The following is a 17804-nucleotide window of genomic DNA, read 5'->3' as shown; positions in this document are numbered from 1 at the left end:
GGGCGCGGGGGGGGGGGGGCCGCCCCCCCCCCCCCCCCACGGGGCATCCGGGCCGGCCGGCGAGGGGGGTGCGCCACCCGGCCCGCGCCACAGGGGCGGGGTCGGTCAGTAGTGCACCCGGCGGTTGTCCTGGGTCACCCGGTAGCGCACGTTCCACAGGCTGCGGCGCACGTACGTCCGCTGCAGCCAGCGGTCCTTGCCGTCGTAGCGCGCGGTGAACGTGGACCGCGCGTGCACACCCTTGCGGTTGTTGATCAACAGGGCCTGTCCGGGGCGCAGTTGGACGCTGTGCGCGACCTCCCGGCAGACCCGCTGGAGGATGTCCAGGGCCTCCCGCGCGCCGCCGGTGAGCGGGTGCACCCCGTTGGCGGAGATCGCGATCTCGGGATACTCGGCGTGGCCGCTGATCATCGGCACCGGCTCGGAGAGCACGTCCTGGCCGCCGGCGACGTCACGGACGTAGCTGCCGGGCGCGTTGAGCCGGAACAGCGGGGAGCGCAGCGTCTCCAGGACCTCCGGATCGAGCGCCCTCGACACGTCGCGGGCGTCGGCGTAGTAGGTGCCGGCGATGCCCTCGTGGTCGGCGCGCAGGCAGGACAGGACCAGGAAGTCGGGGTTGGCGACGTCGTAGCGGCCGATCACGTCGTGCATGATGTCGCTGTGGAAGTTGAGGAAGACGGATGAACCCTGGTTCGTCTGGCTCATCGCGCCACCCTCGACCGGGATGACGTCGTGGACGAGTTGCCCGGCCTTCTCCGTCAGCACTCCCATCGGCTCCCCGAGCAGGCCGCTGAGCCCGAGCAGCACGGCCTCGGCGACGAACGACCGCTTGGCGGTGCTGGGCCCGCCGTCCGACGGGGTGTCCGGCAGGTCGGGGTCCACCGGAAGGTTGCTGACGAGGCTGACGCCCGGGGTGTCGATGTGCCGCCCGAAGTCCAGGACCTGCTGGAGCACGTCGGTCGGCAGCGTCGCGAAGATCTGCAGCAGGCGGGCCGTCGAGCGGTCGATATCGGTGTTCGGATCCGGCAGGCCGAGGAGCTGTTCGCCGAGCGCGTCCCGCACCGCGTCGGGCAGGGCGATCTCACTGAAAGTCCGTACGGTGGCGGGAGCCGTGGCGGGCACACGGAGGTCGGTAGGGGCGGTCATGGGGGTCTCACACTCCTTGCAACTCGAGCAGCGGCGCGTTGGGGTCGGCGCCGGCGCCGGGACGGTTCACGTGGTCGTGCAGACGCTGCGACAGATGCAGCGCGTCCTCCTCGCAGTCGGCCAACTGCGTCACCACATGGCTGCCGCGCACCGCGGTCACCGGCACCCCCGCGTACTCGCCGGGGACCAGTCCGTTGCGCCGCTGGAACTCCGGGAGGTCCACGAAGCCTCCGGTGACGGCCACCAGCGGCCCCGACGTCAGACGTACGACGTCGATGTTCGCGGCGTGGAAGACGGTGTACGCGCGGTCGGCGAGCTCCTCCGTGTCGTACCGCAGGGCCGCCGAACTTCGGTTCAGCACCACCGCGGCCACCGACGAACCGGCGTTGCCGATGACCGAACCGGCGGGAAACGGCGGCCGGTTGTAGCGACACACGATCTCGATCCGGTGGCGCTGGGCGAGGCGCACCGCCCGTCGGTGCAGCACCTTCGCACCGTAGAGCGACATCAGCGCCGCCGTGTTGTACGACACCTCGTCCAGCAGCCGCGCACCGGTGATCAGATGGGGGTCGCAGCTGTAGATGCCGTCGACGTCCGAGTGGATCTCGCAGGCAGGGGAGCCGACGGCCGCCGCGACGGCCACCGCGGACAGGTCCGAACTGTTCTTGCCGAGCCAGGTGGGCCGGCCCTCCTTGTCGGCGGCCTGACCGCCCGGCACCACCACCACCTCGTTCTCGGCCAGGGCGGCGCGCAGCGGCTCCGGGTCCGTCTGCTCCAATCGCGCCCACATGAACGAGGAGTCCGTGGTGAGTCCCAGCTGGTGCCCGGCGAGCACGGTGGAGGTGCGGCCCGTGCGGTGCAGGGCCGTCGCCAGCAGCTGCGCACCCACCGTGTCGGCGAGCGTCAGCAGGCCCGCGACGGTCTCGTCCTCGGGGTGCGGGTTGACCTTGCTCAGCCGGTCCCGGAACTGCTCGGTCTCGCCGGGCTGGCCGCTGACCACGACCACCAGGCGGGTGTTCTCCTTCTCGACCCGCTCGGCCAGGGACTCGGCCAACTGCCCGTACGCCGCCAGCGTCTGGAAGCTGGAGCCCCCGAACTTCAGCACCGCCGGCGGCTGCTGCGCGGGCTGCGGTGGTGTCACAGCGTCTCCCGGGCTATGAGCTCCTCGGCGATCTGGATCGCGTTGAGCGCGGCGCCGATGGTGAGGTTGTCGGCGACGAGCCAGAGCCAGAAGGCGCGGGGGTTGTTCGGGTTCACGCGGACCCGGCCGACATGCACGCTGTGGGGGTCGTCGATGGTGGCGGGGGTGGGGAACTCGCGGGGCGAGGTCCGGTCGTGCACCGTCACCTCGGGCAGCGCGGCCAGTACCTCGACGAGCTCGGCGCGGTCGACGACGCCCTGCGTCTCGATCCACACGGCCTCCGAGTGACCGTTGACGACCGGCACCCGCACGCAGGTGGTCGTCACGTCCAGATGCGGCAGGCCGAGGATCTTGCGCGACTCCTGCAGCATCTTCTGCTCTTCCAGCGTGAATCCGCTGTCCAGGAAACGGTCGATCTTCGGAATGACGTTGAAGGCCAGCGACGGCGTGAACTCCTTGCTGGGGTACACCTCTTCGGGGTGCTCCAGCGTGGCGCGGCTGGCCTCCTTCAGCTCCTCGATACCGGGGTGGCCGAGGCCCGACGCCGCCTGGTAGGTACTGACGACGGCCTGGCGCACGCCCCACCGCTGCTCGACGCCCTTGAGCAGGCGCACCAGCGGGATCGTCGAGCAGTTCGGGTTGGCGATCACGCCGGACTTCGGGCGCTGGTCGAGCTCGTGCGCGTTGACCTGCGGCACCACGAGCGGGGTGTCGGGGTCCATGCGGTAGGCGATCGTGTTGTCGATGACGACGGCACCCGCCGCGGTGGCCTTCGGCACCCACTGCTGGCTGGCCTCGGTGCCCGCGGAGAAGAACGCGATGTCGACACCGTGGAAGTCGAACTCCTCCACGGCGTGCACCGGGTAGGAGACGCCGTCGACGCTGAGTTCCGTGCCGGCCGAGCGCGCCGACGCCACCAGTTTCATGTCGCGGTAGCGCAGGCCCCGCTGTTCGATCAGCTGGATCAGTGTGTTGCCCACGGCACCGGTGGCGCCGACGATGGCGATCCGGGGGGCGCTGGGGTCGGTCACGAGGGTCATCGGGTGCCTCCGGTGGTGCTCTCGATCTTGGGTGTGGCCGCGGTCGTGGTCGCGGCGACCGGGGCGGGCTCCTTGTCGCGTGCGGTGCTCCCGCCGTCGCGCGCCGCGCGCCCGCCGAGGGTCCAGCCCAGGTTGATGCCCAGGCTCGCCGCCACGATCAGGGGAATGCCGAGCGCCTGCAGCAGGCTCACGCTGTGCCCGTACACCGCCCAGTCCATGAGCATGGCGACCGCCGGGTACACGAACGCCAGGACGGCGATCTTCGGGGTGGGCAGCTTCTGGTACGAGGAGTACATCAGGACGTACATGACACAGGTGTGGATCACGCCGAGGCCCACCAGCCAGCCCCAGTCGGCGCCCATCCCCTTGGTCTCGCTCAGCGTGGTGAACGGCAGCAGCAGGAAGATGCCGAGGACCAGCTGCACCAGGGCGACCAGATGCGGTCGTACACCGGTGACCCGCTTGGTGATGACCGTCGAGATCGCGTAGAACACCGCCGCCAGCAGCGCGTACCCCAGCCCCTTCAGATAGGCGCTGTCCCCGCCGCCCGTCAGGTCGGACGCGGACACCCCCGCGACCAGGATCAGACCGGCGAAGGCGACGCCCAGCCAGCCGAACTTGGCGGCGGTCACCTTGTCACGGAAGAGCACGGCGCCCAGGAGCATCACGTAGAACGGCTGGGTGTGGTACACGACCGTCGCCACCGAGATCGACGTGCCCTCGTAACTCTCGAAGAGGAAGGCCCAGTTGAACACGATGAAGGCACCGCCGAGCGCGGCCAGGCCGAGCTTCTTCGGGGTGAAGCCGTGGTTCTTGAAGAAGCCGCGCACCAGGCAGTAGAGGCCGAGCGTGGCCGTGCCGAACAGGCAGCGGAAGAAGACGACGTTGAAGGCCGACGCGCCGGATTCGATGACGAAGACGCCGAGGGTGCCGGAGAGCACCATGGCGAGGGTCAGCTCGATCGCTCCTTTCTTCTCCGTACTCGACGACCGGGTGTCAGTACTCATGGTGAGTGCCTTTCCGAAGGGGAGGTGACGGTGAGTCGGCTCGGGTGGTGAGTCAGCTCAGGGGGACGGCGTACTGCAGGCCGCCGCGGGTGAACAGTTCGTTGAGCCCTCGCGGCACGGCCAGGCCCGTGGCCGGCCCGAGGTTGCGGTCGTAGACGTCCGCGTAGGTGCCGACGCGGTCCAGGACGCGGGCCGCCCAGTCCTGGTCGAGACCGACGGCCGGCCCATGGGCGCCCGCCGCCTCGGCGGCCTGCGCCAGCGCCTTCTCCCGGTCGTCGAGCTCGCCCACGTGGTACTCGGCGGACACCAGCAGCTGGAGCACCCACCGGCACAGCCGGAACCACGCCGGATCGCCGTCGCGCACGGCTGCCGCCATCGGCTCGCGCGAGATCGCCTCGTCGAGGATCCGGTGCGCCGCGGGATCGCCCAGGGAGGCCCGCTCCCCGGCGAGGGCGACCCGGTCCAGGACGTAGGCCGCGCAGTCGCCGGACGCGTACGCGGCGAGCGCCTCGGCCGGTGTCGCGTGGGCGACCGGCTGGACGGCCAGGCCCCGACCGCCGTACCAGGCCGCCAGGTTGGCCGCGCTGGTCGTGCCCGCCTGCACGGCCAGCCGCTGACCGGCCAACTGCTCGGGCCGGGTGACACCGCCGGCCGCGGGGACGAGGAAACCCTCCCCGTCGTAGCAGGTGACGCCCGCGAACAGCACTGGCAGCGAGGCTTCACGGCCGAAGGTCCAGCTCACGTTGGAGACGGTCAGCTCCGCCTCCCCGGCGGCGAGCCGCGTCAGCCGGTCCGCGGGATCGGACGGGACCCACTCGACCGCCTCACCGTCACCGACGGCGGCGGCCGCCACGGCCCGGGCGACATCGGTGTCCAGCCCGCTCCAGCGGCCGTCGTCACCGCGCAGCGACAGACCGCGGATGCCACGGCTGACGACGGCACGCAGCGCACCGCGCTCCCGTACGGCGTCGAGGGTGGGGGTGGAGATCACTGGGCGCTCCTCGGGTGGGATCGGGCGCTCTGGGCGAGACGGGCGAGACGGGCGAGGCCGCCGGACGCGCGGAGGTGCAGATGACGGACCCGGCGCACGGTCAGGGACGGCAGCCCCGTCCCGCGCGGGGCGACAGCGCACGGGCGCGCCGTGCCCGCGGTGGGGCGCGCGACGCTCGCTGTGGGGCGGGTCACGACAGGCTCCTTCGCCCGCTGCCCGTCCCGTACTGCAGCCCCCGCAGATGACCGTGGGTCAACTGCTCGCGGTCGAAGCGCCGTTCGTTGAAGCCGAGCATCGTCAGCAGGCCCTTCGCGCTGACCCGGCGGCCCGCGGTGCCGCGCTCCACGCGCAGCGGCATCCGGCCCGGCTCCGCCCACCGCAGCATCCCGGCCGGGTCGACGTACGCCCGGGACTTGTTGGCGTTGTCCTGGTGCAGGCAGTACGGCACGTCCAGATGGCCGCGCCCGAAGGCCCGCACCAGCGCCTCACCGACCGTCGGCGCCAGCTCCAGCGTGCTGTCGACCAGCAGCCGCGCCTCCTCGTAGATGCCCGAGTCGGTCGCCCGGACCTCTTCGGGGCGGCCCGCCTCGTCCCGCGCGATGGACTCCGAGAACTCCAGCGCGTCCACGTTCTCGGGGATCGTCGGGATGCGGTGGGCCTCCGCCGGCGTCTTCACGATCAGCCGCTCGCTGCCGGTGCGCACGGCGAGCCGTACGCTCTCCTCCAGGATCCGGTAGGACCCCACCGGCGTGCGGGGGAACACTCCCATGAAGGTGTAGAGCACGACGTGCCAGTCGGCCTCGGCCAGCCGCTCCGAGGCCAGCCGCCGCAGCGCCGCGATCGCCTCCATGTCCTGTGCGGGGCTGGTCTGTTGCGCGTAACTCACCGAGATGTCGCTCAGCCCGTGCTCCCGGAAGAACAGCGCCTCCAGCACGCTGAGGGCGACCAGCAGGCTCGGCGGGCACAGCTGGCCCAGCATGCATCCGCCGAAGCTCTCCAGGTGCATCGGCTCGGGCTGCGCCGCGATCAGCTCGCAGCACCGCGCCCACGCCTTGACCGCCTCGCTGATCGGCGCCCTGCTGTAGGGCAGGCAGTACGACACCGGGCCGCCCTCGGTGGCGTCGACGCCGGCCTCGGTCATCGCCCGGAACAGCGGGTACGGCAGCGCCGAACCGTGCCGCACCTGCACCGGGAAGTCCGGGCCCGACACGGCGTCCAGCAACTCCCGGGTGGCGTCCGGGCCGTGGGCGACGAGGGGGAACCCGTTCAGTTCGGCGCCTGTCCGTAAGGCCTGCCGGGCGGAGTCGTGGTCGTTGACACGGGTGTAGCTGTCCAGGGTGATGGTGCCGGCCGCCGTGGCCTCGGCGCCCCGCACCGCGAGCAGCCCCCGGCGCATGGTGTCGAGATCACCGAAGCCCATGCGCGGCTGCACCACCAGTCGCCCCTGGGCGTGGGCCCCACGGACGTGGCGGGAAAATCGCCCCTGCGGAGCAATACGGGCCGCATTCCGCTCGGCAATCCTCACGGGATCGTTCATGCGGCCTCTCCTGCCACTTCCAGTGCGGGACGCGCGGCACTGTCGAGCGTCCCCAGGAATTCCTGGAAACTCTCGATTCCACCGTCCGCCTCGAACACCGCGTCGTATCCGCTCAGCGCCAGTTCCTCGGCGAACACGATGTTCTCCGCGCCGCGCACGCCCAGTTTTCCGCCGATCACCACACGCAGGTCCGCCAGGTCCGGCTCGCTGCGTATGCGGCGGATGAGCCGCAGGCCGTCGAGGTGCCCGTGGCCGTTGACCGTGCTGATGACCAGCGCGTCCGGCCGCGATCTCAGGCATTCCTCGATGATGAGGTCGTCGGGCACGCACGCGCCGAGGTTGGTGACCTCCGCGCCCTGCTCCTCCAGCATCAACTGGAGGAAAACAAGATTCCACATATGGGCATCGGACGACACGCTCGACACGACAAACCGCTTCGCCGGGAGCATGACCTGTGACATAGGAATTCTCCTTGCCGCTCAACTGGGACTCCAAAAAGTCTCCGTGCCGCCCGACGGGAAGTCCAGAAGTCCAGTTCGATGGTGCAGATGGCCTTTATCGGCTCTACCGATCGATAAAGCCGATACATTCATGCGCAGGATGAGGACTGCTCATGAAACAGCGGCTCGTCGTGTTTCAGGGCTCTTTCGCTCTTTCGCTCTTCGCTTTCCCGGTACGGTCAGGACTCCTGGTACTCCCGGCTCAGGAAGTCGATGACCTGTTCCACGAACACCCGCCGCTCGCGGGACATCTGTGCTCCCTTGCGCCACGCCAGCTGCGTGTACAGCTCGAAGGGCGGCTCCCACGCCAGCGGCACCAGCGTCCCCGCCGACAGCTCCTGGCTCACGGTCATCCGCGGCAGCAGGCTGATCCCCAGCCCGGCACCGACGCCGCGCTTGATGGCCTCGATGTTGCCGAACTCCAGGAACGGCACCGGTTCACCCGTGCCGTCGTTGAGCTCCGCCTCCAGCAACTCCCGGTAGGCGCAGCCCGCCTCGGGGGCCAGCACCGACTCCTGCCGCAGGTCGTCGGTCGCCACCTTGGTGGCCCCGGCGAGCCGGTGACCGGGCGACGCCACCACGACCAGCCGCTCCACACCGAGGACCTCGCTGTGCACCCCGGAGTGCTGCGTCTCGGCCTCCATCAGGAAGCCCGCGTCGAACAGCCCCTGGCGCAGCGAGTGCAGCGTCTCCGCGCACAGGCTCGGACGCAGCGAGATCTGCAGCCGCGGGTAGCGGTGGTGGAAGTACTCCAGCACCGGCGGCATCCGGTAGGAGGTGATGCTCTCCATCGTGCCGATGGTCAGCACGCCCTCCGGCTGGGCGTCCGGGGACGCCGCCCCACGCGCCTCGTCGGCCAGGGACAGCATCTGCCCGGCGTAGGGCAGCAGCCGCGTCCCCGCCGGGGTCAGCTTGACCTTGCCCCCGACCCGCTCGAACAGCTCGCTGCCCAGGGACACTTCGAGGCTCTGGATCTGCGCGGTCACGGAGGACTGCGCGTAGTTGAGTTCGGCTGCCGCCCGGGTGAAACTCCCCAGCGCGGCAACACGGTGAAAGGTCCTCAGCTGCCGGATGTCCATTGGTCTCTCCCAGAGGAAAATCGACGAGGAAAAGCGACGGAGGCGACCTGCGGTGGTCGACACCACGAGCCTGCCGAGCGGCCCTGCCGGGTGGAAGGACATCCAGGTGGCACACAGTGCCCACGACAGCAATGTGCCTGGGCCCCCGGCCCGTTCCCCGCCCCTCGGGCAGAATGAGCGCATGGAGCAACAGGGAGACGGGGGCGAGCCCGGCAACGGCTTCACGGCCGGCAGCGCCCTCGCGATCGGCACAGCCATCGGCACCAGCCTGGGTGTCGCCCTCGGGCTGTTCATGGACAACCTCGGCCTCGGCCTCGCGCTCGGCCTCGGACTGGGTACGGCGATCGGCGCGCTCGCGGGAAGCGCCCTGCGGCGGCGCGACGAGGCTCCGGGCGACGAGAGCTGAGCTCAGGACGGCTGTTCAGCAGGGCGGCCTGGGGCTTCCCGCAAGCGCCGGCCAGGGTCTTCCCGGGGGCCCGGATCAGGGGCCGCGTGCTTCTCCGGGCGTACGGAGATTCCGATCACTCCTCCTTCGGAGGCATGACAAGAGCCACCGTGGGCACGATGTACCCGGCTGCGGCGGCGAGGAGGCTGGTCGCACGGGCACGGAAACGCCCCGGGAAGGTCGGCCTGTCCGACGAACCGGGCACAGCCATGAGGAGGCCGTCATGAACCGCCGGATCCGCATCCGTACCAGCCGTCGGCCCACCGCCCCGCGCGACCTCACCATCGACCGGAGGACGCCCTCGGGACGGGTTCTGCCCTACTGAACAGGGGCTGTACGGGCGGTAGTCGACCAGCGTGAATCCGAGGCGACACGGAAATCGTGGTTGACGTCCCTCGGGGCGTACGGGTTTGCTGCCGCCGTGACGGATCTTCACTTCATGCTTGTGGACGGCGACGCACCCCTCGACGACCTCGAGGACTGGCGGCACGTTCACAACACGATCATTCCCACGCACGTCCTCTCCCTCGACGACGTCCGAGGGCGCGCCGGACGCAACCACCTGGAACTCGCGTATGCCGGCGGCGTCCTCGTCGGCAACTCGACGGTCCGGCCGCCCGCGGACGACACGGCCACGGTCACGGTGATCGCCCGCGTTCTCGCCGGACACCGGCGGCAGGGGTTCGGCGAGCAGTTGTACGCGCGCGGGCTGGAGCGGGCCCGGGAGCTGGGCGCGCGGGTGATCGAGACGGTCGTCCTTCAGTCCAACACGGACGGACTGCGGTTCGCGCTGAAGCACGGGTTCGTGGAGGTCGAGCGCTATCTCCTGGAGGGAGACACCATCCCCTGGATCGACCTGCGACTGACGTGAGAAGGCGTCACGACAGGCCCGCCGCGTCCCGCGCCGCGATGTACCCGAACGTCATCGCCGGTCCGATCGTCGATCCCGCGCCCGCGTAACTGCGGCCCATGACGGCGGCGCTGGCGTTGCCCGCCGCGTACAGACCAGGGATCACCGAGCCGTCCGGGCGCAGCACCCGGGCCCGGGCGTCGGTGAGCAGTCCGCCCTTGGTGCCGAGGTCGCCCGGGACGATCCGGAAGGCGTGGTACGGGGGCAGCCACAGCGGCGCCAGGCAGGAGTTGGGGCGGATCGAGGGGTCCGTGTAGTAGTGGTCGTACGCGCTGTCGCCGCGCCCGAAGTCGGTGTCGTCGCCGCCGCGGGCAAGGGAGTTGAAGCGGTCGACGGTGGTGCGCAGAGCGGCCGCGGGGACGCCGGTCGAGGCGGCCAGCGCGTCCAGTGTCCACGCCTTGTGGACGGCGCCCGAGTCGTACCACGCGTCCGGGAACACGAACGTCGGCGCGACATCCTTGAACAGGTAGCGGTTGCGGTAGTTCTGGTCGACGATCAGCCAGGCGGGGATGTGCGGTGCCCCGGGCCTGTCACGCTCGTACATGGTGTGGACGACGTCGCTGTACGGCGCGGCCTCGTTGACGAAGCGCGCTCCGGCGGCGTTGACGAGGAGTCCGCCGGGGAGCGTGCGTTCGGCGAGGCAGAAGTACGGCTGGTCGGGCAGTGGGATCGCCGGACCCCACCAGGCGTCGTCCATCAGGTCCAGTGCGGCGCCTGCCCGTCTGCCCGCCCGGATGCCGTCCCCGGTGTTCTCCCTGGCGCCGACCGTCCACGCGGTGCCGATGGGCTGTTCCTGGTACTGCTCGCGCATGGCCGCGTCGTGCTCGAAGCCGCCGGAGCCGACGATGACGCCCCGGCGGGCGCGCAGCAGGCCCGGGGCGCCGTCCCTGGAGACGACCGCGCCGGTGACGGAGCCGTTCTCCATGTGCAGGTCGGTCAGCGGTGTGTTCAGCCACACGGGCACCCCGGCGGAGAGCAGCCCCGCCCGCAACCCGGCCGCCAGCGACTGCCCCATGGTGAGCGGTTTCTGGCCGAGCAGCGCCGCCTTCGTCCCCCGGGCCAGGCACTCGGTGGCCACGGAGAGCCCCTTAGCGCTGACCGCGGACAGGACGAGCCACTTGTAGTCGGCGCTGAAGACGACCATCCCGGCCGGGACCGTCATGTACGACGGGTTCAGCCGGGCCAGCTCCGCCCCCAGGATGTTCCCGTCGAGCTGGTCGGGCTCGACGGACCGGCCCTGCGCGAGGCCGCCGGGCAGCTCCGGATAGTAGTCGCTGTAGCCCTCCATCCAGCGGAAACGCAGCGGGCTGTGGGCCATGACGAAGGACAGCATGGCGGGCCCGTGGCCGAGGAAGGCCCTCTGCCGGTCGGCGGGTACGTCGTCGCCGGCCACGGCAGCGAGGTAGGTGGCCGCCTTGGCCGGGGTGTCGGGCACCCCGGCGCCCAGGATGACGGCGTTGTTCGGTATCCAGACGCCCGCCCCGGACCGGGCCGCCGACCCGCCGAACGTCGCCGCCTTCTCCACGACGACACAGCTCAGCCCCTGCCCGGCGGCGGTCAGCGCGGCGGTCATGCCGGCGGCTCCGGAGCCGACGACCACGACGTCGTACGTGCCGAGGAGGGGTGGGGCGGCGGCTTTGGCGGGGCGGGGGAGCGCGGTGCTCAGCGCGAGCCCGGCGCCCGCGCCACCGAGCACCCGGCGACGGGAGGGGCCGGAGGCGGACGTACGTCTCGCGGGGTCCGTGCTCGTGGACATGGCAGACAGCTCCCCCGTTTTCCGGGTTTCTGATGCGGAGTCAGGAATGTGACGCGGGGACCTTGTGAAGTCAAGGGCGTACGCCATCCGGAGCCCCCGGCTCCGGCTGATCGGACGACCGGCGGGACCGGCCGGCCGTGTTCGCCCCGGCGTACCACCGGTGCGGGTGGAAAAGGGGGACGGGGCAATTGGACGCGCTCGGCGTGCGTGATCCGGCAGCTCGCAGAAATCTGTCAGCAGAGGGCGTGTTCGGTCGAATGGATGGTGTGAATGGCCAAACATTCAGAGATTCGGTCGAGATCGGTACAGAGTGGCGTAAAAAGGCATGCGCCTCGATGGTGTGACCCGCGCGCCCGTGGGAAATCGGCCTGCTATAGGCTCCTCCTTCTCACGGTGCCCCGGGTGTGGTATCTGAGACCAAACGTGGCAAGGCCGCGCCCAACGCAGAAGCCGCGCCAAACGGAGAAGAGAAAGGCACTGCACGTGCTGAAGGACACGAGCGGTTCCGAGCTCGTCTCGGTTCTGGTGGATGTCGCCGATCTGCCCATGGATGCTCTGGACGACCTCCCGGACACCGTGCTCGCCGCGCAGTTGCGGCGTGTCGCGCACGAGGCGCTGCACCCGACGAGCGAGACCTTCGCCGCGTTCCAGTCCGCCCTCTCGGACCCCGGCCACTGACCTTCCCGACCCTCCCGGCTCCCGGCCCCCGGCCACCGATTCCCGGCTTCCCGGCTTTCCCGGTTTTCGAAGGCGGCCATGTCTGAGCCCTGAACGGCGTGGGTATGAAGCTGCCGCGTACGAATTCCGGGTACGCCGGCGCGGATGACACGCCGGCGGCCGGACGCGGGGGACGGGGGTGCCCTTGGACCGGGAGCCGTACTTCTTCCTCAGTTACGCGCGCCGGGACGACCGCGAGGACGCCTTCGTGGGGCGCTTCTACGCCGACCTGGTCGCGGAGCTGGACCGAATGGGCGCGGACTGCAGCGGTCAGGCGCCCTTCCGCGACGTGGACCGGATCCACCTGGGCGCGGACTGGGAGAGGACGCTCGGCCGGGAGGTCGGCCACTGCCGCGCCCTGGTCGCGCTGTGCTCCCACGCCTACGTGAACAGCGTCTACTGCGGCAAGGAATGGGCCGCCTTCCAGGCCCGGCTGGCGGAGTACCGGGACGAGACCGACATCGACGTGCCCGCGCTCATCCCGGTGATGTGGACGCCCGTACGCGGCGCGCTGCCGCCGCAGGTGGCCCGCTACCAGTACTCCGAGCCCGCCATGGGCAAGGAGTACACCGAGCAGGGGCTGATGGGCCTGATGCGCACCGACCCCGCAGGGCGGCACTACCGCGCCGTGCTCGAACTCGTCGCCAGGCGCGTGAAGTACGCGGCCGACCGCTTCCGGCTGCCCCGGGCGGAACAACTCGACCTCACCACCGTGCGCAGCCCCTTCCAGGGCTACGAGCTCGCGGAGCCGGCCGAGCGCAGCACGGGCCACGTCCGGGTGTTCGTGGCCGCCGGGGTGGCGAACCGGCTGCCCCCCGGCCGGGGACGGCACGACTACTACGGCCGGACCCCGCTCGACTGGACCCCGTACCACCCTCCCGTCCACCCCACCGCGGCCCACCGCGCCCAGCGCGTGATCATCGAGGAGGGATGCACCACCAGCCTCGAAGTGGTCGACCAGGACCTGGGCAGCAAGCTCGACGAGGCGATGCGCAACAACCAGACCAGCGTGCTGCTGGTCGACGCCTGGGCCGCGCGCGAGATGCCCTACCGGGCCCCGCTCGCCGACTACGACAAGCAGAACCATCCCGTGACCGGCGTGCTCGTGCCCTGCCACGAGGCGGACGAGGAGTCGAACACCGCGGAGCTGTGGCAGGACGTCAGCCAGGTCTTCCAGCGCAACTGGATGCGCCGCAACGACGCCTACGACCCGCTCTTCCGGGTCCAGGTCGACAAGGACCACTTCGACAGCCGGCTGGCCGTGATGGTCACCGTGGCGCAGAGCCGGCTGATGGAGAACGCCATTCCGTGGCGACTGCCCGCCGGGCCGCCCGCGCCACCCATGCCGGGGCTCAGCGTTCCGGCGTCGCCCTTACCCGACAACGGCGGCACGGCCGCTCCCGCCGGCCCTCCGCCCCCGCAGAAGGACCCGGACGATGACGACTGAGGCCGACCGCCCCAAGGGGAAAGTGGTGACGTTCTACTCGTACAAGGGTGGGACGGGGCGCACCATGGCCCTGGTCAACGTCGGCTGGATCATGGCCAGCAACGGGCTTCGGGTGCTGCTGGTCGACTGGGACCTGGAGGCCCCGGGCATGCACCGCTATCTGCGCCCGCTCCTCGTCGTCGACTCCGAACTGCGCTCCACGGGCGGCCTCATCAACATGATGCAGGCGTACGTCGGGCAGGTCATGGGCTCCGGAAGTCCCGGGCCCGCGCCCGACGGCCGCGCCGTCGCTCCGTCGGTGATGGAGGCCGACGAACTGCGCGCCTGCGCCGACCTCGCCCCCTACACGACGGGCCTCAATCTGAGCCTGCCCTCCGGCGGGCGCCTCGACTTCCTCCCGGCCGGACGGCAGTCCGTCTCCTACTCGGCCGCCGTCACCAGCTTCAACTGGCACGCCTTCTACGAGCGTCTCGGCGGCGGATCCTTCCTCCAGGTGCTCCGCGAGGAGATGACGGCCGCCTACGACTACGTGCTCATCGACAGCCGTACGGGAGTCAGCGACATCTCCGGCATCTGCACCATCATCCTGCCCGACGTCCTGGTGGACGGCTTCGTGCTGAACCGCCAGAGCGTCGAGGGCGGAGTCGAGGTCGCGGCCTCGGTGGCGGGCGCCGCGCAGCACCCCATCCGGATCCTTCCGGTGCCCATGCGCGTCGAGGACGCCGAGCAGGAGCTGCTGGAGCAGGGCCGCGACTCCGCCCGTGCCGGATTCGCGCCGTTCCTGACCTGGCTGGACGAGCAGGCGCGCGACCGCTACTGGGGTGAGGTCGAGATACCGTACAAGCCGTACTACGCCTACACCGAGATCCCCGCCACGGTGAAGGACCGGACGCCGCAGGAGGGGTCCCTGCTGGCCGCCTTCGAACGGCTCACCGCGTGGATCACCGAGGACCGGGTGAGGTCGCTCGTGGCGCAGCCGGCGGAGGAACGGCGCCGGCTCGTGTCCGAGTACCTGCGCGACCCGCGCGCCGTGCCGCCCCGCTTCTACGTGTCGTACGCTCCGGCCGACCGGATGTGGGCCGAGTGGACGGCCGCGCACCTGGAGGCGGCCGGATACCAGGTGTCCCTGCACGGCACGGCCGAGCCCGTGCGCGGCACACCGCCCGAGGTGGCCGCCGTCCTGCAGCGACGGGGACGCCTGCTGGCCCTGCTGTCCCCCGAGTACGTCCAGCAGCCGCGGGCCACCGAGATCTGGTCCCAGGTGGCCGCCGGCGAGCCGGCGGGCGTGCCGGGACTGGTGGCGGTACGCGTCCAGGACATGGACGGCGCCACCCGGGAGCCGTTCGGCGACCGGTTCAGCACCGACCTCACCCGCTGCACCCCCGACGAGGCCCGCCTCCATCTGCTCGCCGCCGTCAGCACGTCTCCGGGGCCGCGGACCGCCGACAGCGGGAGCCCGGCCCACGGCACGCCGACGCCTCCGTTCCCCGGATCGTCGCCCGCCGTGCAGCGCGTCCCCTCCCGCAACGTGTCCTTCACCGGCCGCGGGGCACTCCTGGAGCGGCTCCGGGACGGGTTCACGGCCGGGGCGACTCCCACGCCCCAGGTGCTCTACGGGCTCGGCGGGATGGGCAAGACACAGATCGCCCAGGAGTACGCCCACCGCTTCAAGTCCGCCTACGACGCCGTCTGGTGGGTGACCGCGGCGCAGCCCAACCTCATCCGCTCGGCGCTCGCCGACCTGGCGCCCGACCTCCGGCTTGAGGAGGGCGAGGACGTGGCCGGCACGGCCGAGGCGGTGCTCCGGGCACTGCGCCGCGGGGACCCGTACAGCCGGTGGCTGCTGGTGTTCGACAACGCCGGGCGGCCGGAGGAGCTCACGGAGTTCATACCCGGCGGACCGCTCGGCGGGCACGTGCTGATCACCACCCGCGACCGGACCTGGGTCAAGCACGGGGACCTCGTCGAGGTCGAGGTGTTCCAGCGCGGCGAGAGCACCGAGCTGCTGCACCGCCTCAACTCCGGCCTGTCGCAGCCGGACGCCGAGCAGGTCGCCGAGGAGCTGGGCGACCTTCCGCTGGCCGTCGGTCAGGCCGCCGTCTGGCTGAGCGAGAGCACCATGCCGGTCGATCTCTACCTCGCCCGCCTGAAGGACCGGCTCACCGAGGTCCTGCGCAGCACCCAGCTGCCCGTCGGTGACTACCCGCACTCGGCCGCGGCGACCTGGCGCCTCGCGGTGGACGAACTGCGCCGCGTCAACCTGGCCGCGGCCGAGATGCTGGAGATCTGCTCCTTCTTCGGCCCCGACCCCATACCCCTGCGGCTGCTCTACAGCAGGGCCGTCACCCGGACACTGACCCTGCAGGAGGGCGAGCCGCGCGACGAGATGGCCATCGCCCAGGTGGTGCGCGCCATCAACCGGTTCGGCCTGGCGAAGAGCGACCAGAGCAGCGAGACCCTCACGGTCCACCGCCTCGTGCAGGCCGTCATCCGCGACCAGGTGCAGAACGAACGCAAACCCGAGCTGCGGGGCGTGGTGCACGCGGCGCTCGTCGACGCCAAACCGGGCGACCCGGACCTCACCGCGGGCTGGGACGGCTACGACGAACTGCTGCCGCACCTGTGGCCGTCCCGGGCCGCCGAGAACCCCGACCCCCAGGTCCGCCAGTGGATCATCGACTCGGTGCGCTACCTGTGGAAGCGCAGCCTGCACGGCGCGGCCCGCGACCTGGCCGAACGGACGCTGAACACGTGGGAGTCCTCCCGCATCGGCCGTCCCAACGACATCCACGCGCTGCTCCTGCACATCCAGCTCGGCAACGTCCTGCGCTCGCAGGGCCGGCTGGCCGAGGCGTACGAGATGGACCTGGACACCTTTCAGCGGCTGGAGAGCAGCAAGGGACCGGACTACGCGCACACCCTGGCGGCGGCCGGCAACGTGGGCGCCGACCTGCGCCTCCTGGGCCGCTACCAGCAGGCACGCGAGCTGGACCGGCGGACCCTGGAGGCGGCCCAGCGCAACCTGGGGGACGACCACAAGCGCACCCTGATGCACCTCAACAACCTCGCCATGTCCGAGTACCTGGCGGGCGACCGGCGCGCCGCCCTGGAGCTCCACAAGCGCGCCTACCACCAGCAGCGCGACACGTACGGCGCGAGAAGCCTGTACGCCCTGTCCTCGGCCAGCAACTACGCCCGGGACCTGCGCGAGACCGGCGAGCTGAAGGAGGCGCTGGAGCTGCTGGAGAGCACGGTGCAGCTGTACCGGCAGGAGCTCGGCGACAGCCACACGGACACCCTGCGGGCCCGCAAGAACCTCGCCGTGGCACTGCGCCGGGCAGGGGACTACGAGCAGGCCAAGGAGATCGACGAGGACATCCACAGCCGGTACGTGGAGGCGCACGGCCCCGAGCACCAGGACACCCTGGCCGCCGCCTGCAACCTCGCGAGCGACCTGGCCGCGCTGGGCGACACCGGCAGGGCCCGGGAGCTGGCCGAGCGCGCGATGAGCCGGTACGAGGACTACCTGGGCGAGGAGCACCCCGTCACACTCGCCTGCGCCAACAACCTCTCCGTGTACCTGCGCCTGGTGGGCCGGGCGGAGGAGGCGCGCGAGCTGTCGCACCGGGCGCTGGAGCGGATGAGCCGGCTGCTGGGCGAGAGCCACCCGTACAGCCTCAGCTGCATGCTGAACCACGCCAACGACCTGGCTCTGGCAGGTGCTTCGCGCGAGGGCGGCGACGAGCGGCGGTTCCTGGTGGCGGCCGGCGACTGGGAACGGCGGGCCCGGCAGTACTTCCTCGACACACTGGGCCCCGACCACTACGACACCATCGGAAGCAGCTCCAACCTGGCGCTGAGCCTGCGCGCCACCGGCCGGACGGAGGAAGCCGAACGCCTGGCGGGCGAGGCGCTGCAGCGAGCCCTGAGGACACTCGGGGAGGAGCACCCCACGACCAGGTCGGTGCGCGCGGGCAAGCGCCTCGACTCGGACATAGAACCGCCGACCACCTGAACGGCGTACCGCTCCAATTTCCTGCGCTCTCCGCACAGTTGAAGCGCTGTAGGCTCCGCACACCACCATCGCA

General features: G+C 71.0%; 15 protein-coding genes. 5 read left to right on the top strand and 10 right to left on the bottom strand.

Annotated features, from left to right (window positions below):
• Positions 1 to 105: 105 nt before the first annotated feature.
• The 9 genes from AB0959_RS43760 to AB0959_RS43720 form a co-directional block, all read right to left on the bottom strand.
• On the bottom strand, positions 106 to 1146 hold the full coding sequence (locus AB0959_RS43760; RefSeq protein WP_366832443.1) for a TauD/TfdA family dioxygenase: 1041 nt from the start codon (positions 1144 to 1146) through the stop codon (positions 106 to 108).
• A gap of 7 nt (positions 1147 to 1153) precedes the next feature.
• Positions 1154 to 2287, bottom strand: a complete 1134-nt coding sequence (locus AB0959_RS43755) for an aspartate kinase (RefSeq protein ID WP_366832442.1) — start codon at positions 2285 to 2287, stop codon at positions 1154 to 1156.
• The gene (locus AB0959_RS43750) at positions 2284 to 3327 is read right to left on the bottom strand and encodes an aspartate-semialdehyde dehydrogenase (RefSeq protein ID WP_366832441.1); all 1044 of its coding nucleotides are present in this window, start codon (positions 3325 to 3327) and stop codon (positions 2284 to 2286) included. The genes AB0959_RS43755 and AB0959_RS43750 overlap by 4 nt, the downstream gene beginning before the upstream one ends.
• A complete protein-coding gene (locus AB0959_RS43745; RefSeq protein ID WP_366832440.1) occupies positions 3324 to 4334 on the bottom strand; it encodes a DMT family transporter in 1011 nt (336 codons plus the stop codon). Before AB0959_RS43745 ends, AB0959_RS43750 begins: the two co-directional genes overlap by 4 nt.
• A gap of 52 nt (positions 4335 to 4386) precedes the next feature.
• Positions 4387 to 5325, bottom strand: a complete 939-nt coding sequence (locus tag AB0959_RS43740) for a transporter substrate-binding domain-containing protein (protein WP_366832439.1) — start codon at positions 5323 to 5325, stop codon at positions 4387 to 4389.
• A complete protein-coding gene (locus tag AB0959_RS43735) occupies positions 5322 to 5519 on the bottom strand; it encodes a hypothetical protein (RefSeq protein WP_366832438.1) in 198 nt (65 codons plus the stop codon). Before AB0959_RS43735 ends, AB0959_RS43740 begins: the two co-directional genes overlap by 4 nt.
• Positions 5516 to 6862 (bottom strand): methylaspartate mutase, encoded by a 1347-nt coding sequence (locus AB0959_RS43730; protein ID WP_366832437.1) that lies wholly within the window; start codon positions 6860 to 6862, stop codon positions 5516 to 5518. Before AB0959_RS43730 ends, AB0959_RS43735 begins: the two co-directional genes overlap by 4 nt.
• Positions 6859 to 7311: a cobalamin-dependent protein gene (locus AB0959_RS43725; protein ID WP_366832436.1), complete on the bottom strand. Its 453-nt coding sequence runs from the start codon at positions 7309 to 7311 to the stop codon at positions 6859 to 6861. Before AB0959_RS43725 ends, AB0959_RS43730 begins: the two co-directional genes overlap by 4 nt.
• Before the next feature lie 230 nt (positions 7312 to 7541).
• Complete coding sequence (locus AB0959_RS43720; RefSeq protein ID WP_366832435.1) at positions 7542 to 8441, bottom strand: LysR family transcriptional regulator; 900 nt, start codon at positions 8439 to 8441, stop codon at positions 7542 to 7544.
• Between the two features lie 181 nt (positions 8442 to 8622).
• On the opposite strand from AB0959_RS43720, the gene AB0959_RS43715 reads away from it, so the two are divergent.
• Together AB0959_RS43715 and AB0959_RS43710 are read left to right on the top strand one after the other, a co-directional pair.
• Positions 8623 to 8847: a hypothetical protein gene (locus AB0959_RS43715; RefSeq protein WP_366832434.1), complete on the top strand. Its 225-nt coding sequence runs from the start codon at positions 8623 to 8625 to the stop codon at positions 8845 to 8847.
• A 478-nt stretch (positions 8848 to 9325) separates the two neighbouring features.
• Positions 9326 to 9757: a GNAT family N-acetyltransferase gene (locus AB0959_RS43710; RefSeq protein ID WP_366832449.1), complete on the top strand. Its 432-nt coding sequence runs from the start codon at positions 9326 to 9328 to the stop codon at positions 9755 to 9757.
• 7 nt (positions 9758 to 9764) lie between these two features.
• Here AB0959_RS43710 and kstD read toward each other — a convergent pair whose 3' ends face one another.
• Positions 9765 to 11552 carry a 3-oxosteroid 1-dehydrogenase gene (gene kstD, locus AB0959_RS43705; protein ID WP_366832433.1) on the bottom strand — a complete coding sequence of 596 codons (1788 nt, stop codon included), beginning with the start codon at positions 11550 to 11552 and terminating at the stop codon, positions 9765 to 9767.
• A gap of 483 nt (positions 11553 to 12035) precedes the next feature.
• On the opposite strand from kstD, the gene fxsA reads away from it, so the two are divergent.
• The 3 genes from fxsA to fxsT all read left to right on the top strand — a co-directional run bounded on the left by fxsA (position 12036) and on the right by fxsT (position 17731).
• The gene (gene fxsA, locus AB0959_RS43700; RefSeq protein WP_366832432.1) at positions 12036 to 12230 is read left to right on the top strand and encodes an FxSxx-COOH cyclophane-containing RiPP peptide; all 195 of its coding nucleotides are present in this window, start codon (positions 12036 to 12038) and stop codon (positions 12228 to 12230) included.
• Between the two features lie 178 nt (positions 12231 to 12408).
• Entirely contained in the window at positions 12409 to 13716 is a 1308-nt protein-coding gene (locus tag AB0959_RS43695) for a TIR-like protein FxsC (protein WP_366832431.1), read from the top strand.
• A complete protein-coding gene (fxsT, locus tag AB0959_RS43690) occupies positions 13706 to 17731 on the top strand; it encodes an FxSxx-COOH system tetratricopeptide repeat protein (protein ID WP_366832430.1) in 4026 nt (1341 codons plus the stop codon). Before AB0959_RS43695 ends, fxsT begins: the two co-directional genes overlap by 11 nt.
• The last annotated feature ends 73 nt before the right edge of the window (positions 17732 to 17804 follow it).

It is taken from the genome of Streptomyces sp. NPDC046862, assembly GCF_040704615.1.
Lineage (GTDB): Bacteria > Actinomycetota > Actinomycetes > Streptomycetales > Streptomycetaceae > Streptomyces.
Note: the sequence above shows the minus strand (reverse complement) of the source record. Positions and strands in the feature narration are given on the sequence as shown.

Bases quoted from the DNA above. Each gene is read 5' to 3' on its own strand.
- AB0959_RS43760 (WP_366832443.1), bottom strand. From the start codon at position 1,146: ATGACCGCCCCTACCGACCTCCGTGTGCCCGCCACGGCTCCCGCCACC.
- AB0959_RS43750 (WP_366832441.1), bottom strand. From the start codon at position 3,327: ATGACCCTCGTGACCGACCCCAGCGCCCCCCGGATCGCCATCGTCGGC.
- AB0959_RS43745 (WP_366832440.1), bottom strand. From the start codon at position 4,334: ATGAGTACTGACACCCGGTCGTCGAGTACGGAGAAGAAAGGAGCGATC.
- AB0959_RS43730 (WP_366832437.1), bottom strand. From the start codon at position 6,862: ATGAACGATCCCGTGAGGATTGCCGAGCGGAATGCGGCCCGTATTGCT.
- AB0959_RS43725 (WP_366832436.1), bottom strand. From the start codon at position 7,311: ATGCTCCCGGCGAAGCGGTTTGTCGTGTCGAGCGTGTCGTCCGATGCC.
- AB0959_RS43720 (WP_366832435.1), bottom strand. From the start codon at position 8,441: ATGGACATCCGGCAGCTGAGGACCTTTCACCGTGTTGCCGCGCTGGGG.
- AB0959_RS43715 (WP_366832434.1), top strand. From the start codon at position 8,623: ATGGAGCAACAGGGAGACGGGGGCGAGCCCGGCAACGGCTTCACGGCC.
- AB0959_RS43710 (WP_366832449.1), top strand. From the start codon at position 9,326: ATGCTTGTGGACGGCGACGCACCCCTCGACGACCTCGAGGACTGGCGG.
- kstD (WP_366832433.1), bottom strand. From the start codon at position 11,552: ATGTCCACGAGCACGGACCCCGCGAGACGTACGTCCGCCTCCGGCCCC.
- fxsT (WP_366832430.1), top strand. From the start codon at position 13,706: ATGACGACTGAGGCCGACCGCCCCAAGGGGAAAGTGGTGACGTTCTAC.